Source organism: Peribacillus asahii, assembly GCF_003570725.1.
Lineage (GTDB): Bacteria > Bacillota > Bacilli > Bacillales > DSM-1321 > Peribacillus > Peribacillus asahii.
The window spans coordinates 45,137-51,321 of sequence record NZ_QWVS01000025.1 but is presented as its reverse complement, the minus strand read 5'-3'; the positions used below and the strand labels follow the sequence as shown (position 1 = coordinate 51,321).

The 6,185-nt window shown below is 37.5% G+C and carries 8 protein-coding genes; all 8 read left to right on the top strand.

The features are described 5' to 3' along the window. Nucleotides 1-266 precede the first annotated feature (266 nt). The 8 genes from D1953_RS13840 (at nucleotide 267) to D1953_RS13805 (ending at nucleotide 6,184) form a co-directional block, all read left to right on the top strand. A complete protein-coding gene (locus tag D1953_RS13840) occupies nucleotides 267-473 on the top strand; it encodes a sigma factor G inhibitor Gin (RefSeq protein ID WP_245980129.1) in 207 nt (68 codons plus the stop codon). Between the two features lie 141 nt (nucleotides 474-614). Then, nucleotides 615-2,069, top strand: a complete 1,455-nt coding sequence (locus D1953_RS13835) for an aminotransferase class I/II-fold pyridoxal phosphate-dependent enzyme (protein ID WP_119117786.1) — start codon at nucleotides 615-617, stop codon at nucleotides 2,067-2,069. Between the two features lie 42 nt (nucleotides 2,070-2,111). Beyond that, complete coding sequence (gene tmk, locus D1953_RS13830) at nucleotides 2,112-2,750, top strand: dTMP kinase (protein WP_119117785.1); 639 nt, start codon at nucleotides 2,112-2,114, stop codon at nucleotides 2,748-2,750. 109 nt (nucleotides 2,751-2,859) lie between these two features. Beyond that, nucleotides 2,860-3,858 (top strand): DNA polymerase III subunit delta', encoded by a 999-nt coding sequence (gene holB, locus D1953_RS13825; protein WP_119117784.1) that lies wholly within the window; start codon nucleotides 2,860-2,862, stop codon nucleotides 3,856-3,858. A 1-nt stretch (nucleotide 3,859) separates the two neighbouring features. Next, a complete protein-coding gene (locus tag D1953_RS13820; protein ID WP_119117783.1) occupies nucleotides 3,860-4,687 on the top strand; it encodes a PSP1 domain-containing protein in 828 nt (275 codons plus the stop codon). Between the two features lie 16 nt (nucleotides 4,688-4,703). Then, on the top strand, nucleotides 4,704-5,078 hold the full coding sequence (yabA, locus tag D1953_RS13815) for a DNA replication initiation control protein YabA (protein ID WP_119117782.1): 375 nt from the start codon (nucleotides 4,704-4,706) through the stop codon (nucleotides 5,076-5,078). A 118-nt stretch (nucleotides 5,079-5,196) separates the two neighbouring features. Then, complete coding sequence (locus D1953_RS13810) at nucleotides 5,197-5,940, top strand: tRNA1(Val) (adenine(37)-N6)-methyltransferase (protein WP_119117781.1); 744 nt, start codon at nucleotides 5,197-5,199, stop codon at nucleotides 5,938-5,940. Further along, on the top strand, nucleotides 5,927-6,184 hold the full coding sequence (locus tag D1953_RS13805) for a GIY-YIG nuclease family protein (RefSeq protein WP_119117780.1): 258 nt from the start codon (nucleotides 5,927-5,929) through the stop codon (nucleotides 6,182-6,184). Before D1953_RS13810 ends, D1953_RS13805 begins: the two co-directional genes overlap by 14 nt. Nucleotide 6,185: the final 1 nt, after the last annotated feature.

Genomic DNA, 6,185 nt, shown 5'->3' with positions numbered 1-6,185 from the left:
GGGGGTTTCCCCCTGTGAGAGTAGGACGTCGCCAGGCAAGCCAAAAGATCAGCTGAGAAGCTGATCTTTTTTATGTTTTAGTACAAAGAAATCAATGGGGATTTTCCTTTAATCAGCATATGCTTTATAAACTTTCAAAGAGACATACACGTATCGAATATCTTTATCATACATTGTTATGAGCAGTTATCCCAGTTCTCTTAAACTATTTAATAGTAGGTATAAGAAAAAAAGTTTTTGGAGAGAATGCAGGTATGGAGGTGGAGATGTTGGAAACAACAACAACCGAAAAAACGGCAGGGGAAACATGCGTGGTTTGTGAATGTAGAAAAACATCAGGTATTCATATATATACATCATTTATTTGCGAGGAATGTGAGCGTGAGATCATTACAACGGATACGAAGGATGAGCGGTATAAATATTATCTCAAGCAATTAAAAAAAATTACTCATCCTGAAATCTTTTCGTAAGAATATATTTAGAGAATCAGAGAGTCAAGGAAACGGTCCCCTTGGCTTTTTATTATGTATAAAAGTATATCTGTGGGGAGAGAAAGAAATTTTTATTTGGTAAAATAAGAATATGAATCCATAGATTGAGGGAAGAGATACATGAATCAATTACAGACACCGTTATTTAGCGCTTTAGCAGCTTTTCATAAAGAGAATAAAGTTTCCTATCATGTACCAGGACATAAAAACGGGCAAATATTTATGAAGCAAGGCAGAAAGTTGTATGAGTCTTTACTTCAAATAGATGCAACTGAGCTATCAGGGTTAGATGATTTGCATGCACCAGAAGGCCCAATTAAAGAAGCTGAGCAGCTATTAGCTAGCCTCTATGGTGTGCAGAATAGTTATTTTCTTGTAAATGGTTCGACTGTAGGAAATATAGCGATGATTATGGGAACATGTGAAGAGGGAGATACTGTACTTGTTCAACGTAATTGTCATAAATCTATTCTCCATGGCCTTATGTTAGCTAATGTTAAACCGGTATTTTTACAGCCAACGATTTATAAAGAGTGGGAAGTTGCTGGAGGACTTGATGTTCAACTAATTACAGAGGCTTTGAACTTGTATCCTGAGACAAAGGCGATTATTTTGACTTCTCCTAATTATTATGGTCTCAGTCAGGAGTTATCCTCCATTATAACAGTAGCTCATGATAAAGGAATTCCAGTATTAGTCGATGAAGCACATGGAGCTCATTTCTCTGCCAATAATCAATTTCCACAAAGTGCAATTGAAGCAGGAGCAGATGTAGTGGTCCACTCGGCTCATAAAACGTTACCCGCGATGACAATGGGCTCGTATTTACATGTAAATACTACCTTAGTTAATAGAGAGCGAATTGAATGGTATTTACAAATGCTACAGTCAAGCAGCCCATCTTATCCAATAATGGGATCGCTTGATTTAGCGCGAGCATATTTGGCTGCTTTTACAGAGGATGATTATCAATTCCTTATCAAGAGAATAGCTGACTTTAAGGACCAGCTATCTGCTGTTAAAGAAATTGAATTGTTAGAACCGCCTAAAGGTGTTGTAGCTGACCCGTTAAAGGTAAGTATTCGATCAACACAGGGACTAAGTGGTTATGAAGTACAAGCTTTACTTGAAGAGGCAGGTATTTATTCTGAATTGGCAGATCCCCGTAATGTCTTACTCGTATTGCCATTATTAAAAAAGGAACAGTTTTATCCTTTACGACAAACCATTGAACAAATACAAGGAACGTTAAAAGGGAAAAAGGGACAAAATAGTACTTCTCCTATGATTCAATGGAAAGAAGAAGCGATCATAACAACACTAGTCGTATCTTATTCAGATATGAAGCAAATGAAAACAAGACAAGTTTTATTAAATGAAGCAATTGGCCAAGTTTCAGCAGAAATGGTCATTCCATATCCTCCAGGGATTCCTTTTATTATGCCTGGGGAAATGATTACAGCTGAAAAAGTGGCAACTTTAAAGCACTTATTAGCACATAAATCCCGTTTTCATGGTGGACAAGCATTGATGAGTGGTGAGCTTATCGTTTACGAATCTAAGTCTGTCCGTTAAAATGATATACTAGCAGTAAAATAATGAACGGTGGGATAAGCGATGAATCGTGGAGTATTTATTACATTAGAAGGGCCTGAAGGTGCTGGAAAAACAACAATATTGCAACTTTTAGGAGCTGCTTTAGAAAAGGAAGGGCATCGTGTTGTTGTAACTAGGGAGCCAGGCGGAATTCCAATTGCAGAACAAATTCGAGAAGTGATTTTAAATAAAGAGAATACAGCGATGGATTCACGAACGGAAGCTTTATTGTATGCTGCAGCAAGGCGTCAGCATCTAGTTGAGAGAATTATTCCTGCATTAGAGCAGGGAATGATTGTACTATGTGATCGTTTTATTGATAGCTCGCTTGCTTATCAAGGGCATGCACGCGGCTTAGAGATCGAAGAAATTTATAGTATTAATACATTTGCTATTGCTGATGTTATGCCAGATATAACGCTGTATTTTGATATTGAACCGGAGGAAGGATTAAAGCGAATTCAAGCGAATAATCATCGGGAAGTCAATCGTTTAGACTTGGAAACAATCGATTTTCATAAAAAAGTACGTGAAGGCTATCAGCTTGTAATGAATCGATGGAAGGAGAGATTTGTATTAATTGATGCGAGTCAATCGCTAGAGGTCGTATTTGAACAGGCCAAGCAAAGTATTGTAGAATTTTTGCATAAAAAAGGATGATAGGACAACGGTTTGTTATTATCCTTCCTTCCAATAATTGATATAATGAGAAAATAATACAGTTTGTATTTGATACATGAATTTATAATATTTAAGTGAGTTGATCATTTTGAATAAAACATGGCAGGAAGCAAAACAAGTACAGCCGCAGATTATGAGGATGTTGCAAAATAGTTTAGTAAAAAAACGAGTGGCACATGCTTACTTGTTCGAAGGAGAAAAAGGGATAGGTAAACATGAAGTGAGCCATGTTTTTGCTAAAAGCTTGTTGTGTGAAGCTCCTATTGCTGGTTATGAGCCATGTGAAGAGTGTAGAAATTGCAAGCGCATCATGAGTGGAAATCATCCGGATGTTCATTATATCGAGCGAGATGGCTTATCGATTAAAAAGGAGCAAATTAAACAGCTGCAAGAGGAATTTTCGAAAAAAAGTGTAGAAGCAAATCGGAAAATCTATATGATTGCTGATGCTGATAAAATGTCCGTAGGCGCGGCTAATAGCTTATTGAAATTTCTAGAAGAACCATCGGATGATACGGTTGCCATCTTAATGACTGAGCAAGTTCAAAGGATATTACCAACGATTATTTCGCGATGTCAAGTATTAACCTTTCAGCCGCTTTCTCCTGAGAATGTGAAACAAAAATTGATAGAGCACAATCTTCAACCGCAAATTGCCTCCGTCATTTCCCAAATTACTCAAAATGTAGAAGAAGGTTTAGCACTGAGCCACGATGAATGGTTTGTACAAGCTCAAAAAATAGTGGTAAAATTATATGAAGTGTTAAAACAAAACCGGATGAAGGCATTGTTATTTTTACAAACGGATTGGTTTTCTCACTTTAAGGAACGAGAGCAACTAGATAAAGGGCTTGATTTACTACTTTTGATTTATAAGGATTTACTATATATTCAATTGGACAAGCGGAACTTCGTCGTGTTTCAAAATCAGGAAGAAGAGCTTGCCTCTCATGCTCTTCAGCTCTCACAAAGGCGTCTTGCAGATTGTATGGGCACTATTTTGGATACGAAACGAAAGTTGTCGTCCAATACAAATCCACAGCTGTTAATGGAACAGCTCGTGCTGAATTTGCAGGAGGGATCATGATTTGTATGATGTTGTAGGCGTCCGTTTTAAAAAAGCGGGCAAAATATACTATTTTGATCCGGGTGAAATCGATATTCCTAAGGACGACTTTGTCATAGTGGAAACCGTTCGTGGTGTGGAATTCGGCAAGGTTGTAACAGCCCGGAAGCAAGTAGGAGAAAATGATGTTGTCCTGCCTTTGAAAAAAGTGTTAAGGATTGCGGATAAAAAAGATCGGTTAATTGTAGAGGAGAACAAAGCGGCTGCTAAAGAGGCCTACGATATTTGCTGTCAAAAGGTAGAAGAACATAAGCTGGATATGAAGCTTGTTGATGTTGAGTATACATTTGATCGAAATAAAGTTGTTTTCTTTTTTACAGCAGATGGACGTGTTGATTTTCGTGATTTAGTGAAAGACTTGGCTGCTATTTTTCGAACTAGAATTGAACTTCGCCAAATTGGTGTACGCGATGAAGCTAAAATGCTAGGCGGAATCGGACCATGTGGCAGGATGCTTTGCTGTTCTACATTTCTTGGTGACTTTGAGCCTGTCTCCATTAAAATGGCGAAAGACCAAAATCTATCGTTAAATCCAACAAAAATATCAGGCTTATGTGGACGTCTGATGTGTTGCTTAAAATATGAAAATGATGAATACGAAAGCGCAAAAGAAATGCTTCCTGATTTAGGGGAAATTATTAAAACTCCAAACGGTAAAGGCAAGGTAGTTGGGCTTAACATTCTAGAACGTGTACTTCAAGTTGAATTAATCGAACAAGACAGAGTATTAGAATATACTTTAGATGAGATTCTAAACGAGGGAGCCGTTTCTATTCAAGCCACAGATTAGTAAGGTGGTGGGTAGCGTGGATAAGAAAGAGATTTTTGAATCGGTTACGAGTATGGAAACCCAAATCGGTCAACTGTACAAACAGCTTGGAGAACTGAAAGAACATCTTGCCGAAGTATTGGAAGATAATCAATCATTAAAGCTGGAGAATGACCACTTGCGACGTAGATTAGATTTAATTGAAGTGCCACCAAAGGCTGCTAAAAAAGGAGCCAGCAAGGTGAAAGTGAAATCGATAAATAGTGAGGAAAAGACTATAGATATCGGTGAAGGATATGATAACTTAGCTCGCATTTATCAAGAAGGTTTTCATATTTGTAATCTTCATTTTGGTAGTTTACGTAAAGAAGGAGATTGTCTCTTCTGTCTATCCTTTTTAAATAAAAAATAGTCTAGGGAGCATTTATTTGTCTCTTTTACATGATAATATATAGTAATTCGGGGTCTGACATGTAAGCATGAGTCAGACCTTTTTTGTACGATGAAAAATGGCTAGGAGGAAACAATCTATGGTGCAACTTAGAGAAGATGAGCGACTTGATTATTTATTAGCAGAGGATTTAAGAATTATTCAAAGTCCTTCTGTGTTTGCCTTTTCATTAGATGCCGTGCTATTGTCGAAGTTTGTGAATGTACCGATTCAAAAAGGGAAACTAGTTGATTTATGTTCAGGAAATGGGATTATCCCGTTGTTATTGAGTACTCGGACAAAAGGGTCAATTATAGGTGTTGAAATTCAAGAGCGGCTTTGTGATATGGCGCGTAGAAGTGTAAACTATAATGAGCTATCTCAGCAAATTGAGATGATTCATGGTGACTTGAAAGAGATAGTGAAGGAGATTGGGTATAGCAAATACGATGTAGTGACGTGTAATCCGCCGTATTTTCCAACGCCTTCTCAAGAGGAAATCAATAAAAATGAACATTATGCAATTGCTCGTCATGAGATTATGTGTAACCTTGAAGACGTCATTCGAGTAAGCAGTCAATTGTTACGCCAAGGCGGAAAGGCTGCTTTTGTTCATCGTCCAGGGCGATTAATGGATATATTAAGTCTAATGAGGCAATATCGCATTGAGCCGAAGCGGCTTCAGTTTGTCTATCCTAAACAAAACAAAGAAGCGAATACGATTTTAATTGAGGGCATTAAAGATGGGAACCCAGACTTAAAGGTGTTACCACCGCTTGTTGTGTATAATGAACAAAATGAATATAATCCAGACATTAGAAGGATTTTATATGGAGAGCAGTAAGCATTATTTTTATGTATTAGAATGCGCAGATACAAGCTATTATGCAGGTTATACAAATCATCTAGAACGTCGTGTAAATCTTCATAATCAAGGAAAAGGGGCCAAATATACGCGTGGAAGAACGCCTGTTTCACTTATTTATTATGAAACCTTTGATACGAAAAGGGAGGCTATGCAAGCTGAATATCGTTTCAAACAGCTATCACGGCAGAATAAACAGAAATGGATGAAAAAGGAGGAGTAGT

Bases quoted from the DNA above. Each gene is read 5' to 3' on its own strand.
- D1953_RS13840 (WP_245980129.1), top strand. From the start codon at position 267: ATGTTGGAAACAACAACAACCGAAAAAACGGCAGGGGAAACATGCGTG.
- D1953_RS13835 (WP_119117786.1), top strand. From the start codon at position 615: ATGAATCAATTACAGACACCGTTATTTAGCGCTTTAGCAGCTTTTCAT.
- tmk (WP_119117785.1), top strand. From the start codon at position 2,112: ATGAATCGTGGAGTATTTATTACATTAGAAGGGCCTGAAGGTGCTGGA.
- D1953_RS13810 (WP_119117781.1), top strand. From the start codon at position 5,197: ATGGTGCAACTTAGAGAAGATGAGCGACTTGATTATTTATTAGCAGAG.
- D1953_RS13805 (WP_119117780.1), top strand. From the start codon at position 5,927: ATGGAGAGCAGTAAGCATTATTTTTATGTATTAGAATGCGCAGATACA.